Annotated in this window: 2 rRNA genes; both read right to left on the bottom strand. The window is 51.2% G+C overall.

Annotation, left to right across the window (positions count from 1 at the left end):
- Positions 1-9: 9 nt before the first annotated feature.
- A 5S ribosomal RNA gene (gene rrf, locus KW830_RS21090) occupies positions 10-122 on the bottom strand.
- A 129-nt stretch (positions 123-251) separates the two neighbouring features.
- A 23S ribosomal RNA gene (locus KW830_RS21085) occupies positions 252-2,739 on the bottom strand; the annotation flags it as partial.

Below are 2,739 nucleotides of genomic sequence, written 5' to 3'. Positions count from 1 at the left end.
GCTGTAAGAGCCTGACGATGACCTACTTTCACACGGGAACCCGCACTATCATCGGCGCAAATTCGTTTCACTGTCCTGTTCGGGATGGGAAGGAGTGGTACCAAATCGCTATGGTCATCAGGCATAACTTGTCACCAGGCAGTGCTGTGCACTACCCAGTCAATTCATAGAGTCTGTAAATCAGCTTGTATTTCGATTGCGCCTACTTTTGGCATAACAGTCTTGTACTACCTATTGGCAGTCAAAGTTATAGGGTCAAGCCGCTCGGGCAATTAGTACTGGTTAGCTTAACGCATTACTGCGCTTCCACACCCAGCCTATCAACGTCGTGGTCTACAACGACCCTTCAGGGGGCTCAAGGCCCCGGCAGATCTCATCTTGAAACGAGTTTCCCGCTTAGATGCTTTCAGCGGTTATCTCTTCCACACGTAGCTACTCGGCAATGCCACTGGCGTGACAACCGATACACCAGAGGTGTGTCCACTCCGGTCCTCTCGTACTAGGAGCAGGCTTCCTCAAATCTGCAACGCCCACGGAAGATAGGGACCAAACTGTCTCACGACGTTTTAAACCCAGCTCACGTACCTCTTTAAATGGCGAACAGCCATACCCTTGGGACCGACTACAGCCCCAGGATGAGATGAGCCGACATCGAGGTGCCAAACACCGCCGTCGATATGAACTCTTGGGCGGTATCAGCCTGTTATCCCCAGAGTACCTTTTATCCGTTGAGCGATGGCCCTTCCATACAGAACCACCGGATCACTATGTCCTGCTTTCGCATCTGCTCGACTTGTCAGTCTCGCAGTTAAGCACGCTTATGCCATTGCACTATCGTCACGATGTCCGACCGTAACTAGCGTACCTTCGAACTCCTCCGTTACGCTTTGGGAGGAGACCGCCCCAGTCAAACTGCCTACCATGCACTGTCCCCGATCCAGATAATGGACCTAGGTTAGAACCTCAAACGCACCAGGGTGGTATTTCAACGTTGGCTCCATGTGATCTAGCGACCACACTTCAAAGCCTCCCACCTATCCTACACAGATCCGTTCAAAGTCCAATACAAAGCTACAGTAAAGGTTCATGGGGTCTTTCCGTCTTTCCGCGGGGAGATTGCATCATCACAAACATTTCAACTTCGCTGAGTCTCAGGAGGAGACAGTGTGGCCATCGTTACGCCATTCGTGCAGGTCGGAACTTACCCGACAAGGAATTTCGCTACCTTAGGACCGTTATAGTTACGGCCGCCGTTTACTGGGACTTCAATCAAGAGCTTGCACCCCATCATTTAATCTTCCAGCACCGGGCAGGCGTCACACCCTATACGTCCACTTTCGTGTTTGCAGAGTGCTGTGTTTTTATTAAACAGTCGCAGCCACCGATTTTTTGCAACCCCGTTTAGCTCCATTTGTACAACTTCACTTACTAGGGGCATACCTTCTCCCGAAGTTACGGTATCAATTTGCCGAGTTCCTTCTCCTGAGTTCTCTCAAGCGCCTTAGAATACTCATCTCGCGCACCAGTGTCGGTTTGCGGTACGGTCGTCAATAGCTGAAGCTTAGTGGCTTTTCCTGGAAGCAGGGTATCACTCACTTCGTGTGCAAGCACACTCGTTATCACCCCTCATCTAAGATCCCCGGATTTGCCTAAGGACCACGACTACAGGCTTGAACCAACATATCCAACAGTTGGCTGAGCTAACCTTCTCCGTCCCCACATCGCACTATTGATCGGTACAGGAATATTGACCTGTTTCCCATCAGCTACGCATCTCTGCCTCGCCTTAGGGGCCGACTCACCCTACGCCGATGAACGTTGCGTAGGAAACCTTGCGCTTACGGCGAGCGGGCTTTTCACCCGCTTTAACGCTACTCATGTCAGCATTCGCACTTCTGATACCTCCAGCACCCGTTACCAGGCACCTTCACAGGCTTACAGAACGCTCTCCTACCACGTGCAATAAATTGCACATCCGCAGCTTCGGTAACTGGCTTAGCCCCGTTACATCTTCCGCGCAGGACGACTCGATCAGTGAGCTATTACGCTTTCTTTAAATGATGGCTGCTTCTAAGCCAACATCCTGACTGTTTTAGCCTTCCCACTTCGTTTCCCACTTAGCCAATTTTAGGGACCTTAGCTGGCGGTCTGGGTTGTTTCCCTCTTGAGTCCGGACGTTAGCACCCGGTGCTCTGTCTCCCAAGCTGTACTCTGCGGTATTCGGAGTTTGCATAGGTTTGGTAAGTCGCCATGACCCCCTAGCCTAAACAGTGCTCTACCCCCGCAGGTAATACTTGAGGCACTACCTAAATAGTTTTCGGAGAGAACCAGCTATTTCCAAGTTTGTTTAGCCTTTCACCCCTATCCACAGCTCATCCGCTGATTTTGCAACATCAGTCGGTTCGGACCTCCAGTACCTGTTACGGCACCTTCATCCTGGCCATGGATAGATCACTTGGTTTCGGGTCTACACCCAGCGACTGGACGCCCTATTCGGACTCGATTTCTCTACGCCTCCCCTACTCGGTTAAGCTTGCCACTGAATGTAAGTCGCTGACCCATTATACAAAAGGTACGCCGTCACCCCTTACGAGGCTCCGACTTTTTGTAAGCATGCGGTTTCAGGATCTATTTCACTCCCCTCCCGGGGTTCTTTTCGCCTTTCCCTCACGGTACTGGTTCACTATCGGTCGATTACGAGTATTTAGCCTTGGAGGATGGTCCCCCCATATTCAGACA

Source organism: Comamonas sp. CMM03 (assembly GCF_019218715.1).
Lineage (GTDB): Bacteria > Pseudomonadota > Gammaproteobacteria > Burkholderiales > Burkholderiaceae_C > Comamonas > Comamonas terrigena.
The sequence above is the reverse complement of the archived record's forward strand: the minus strand, read 5'-3'. Positions and strand labels throughout refer to the sequence as shown.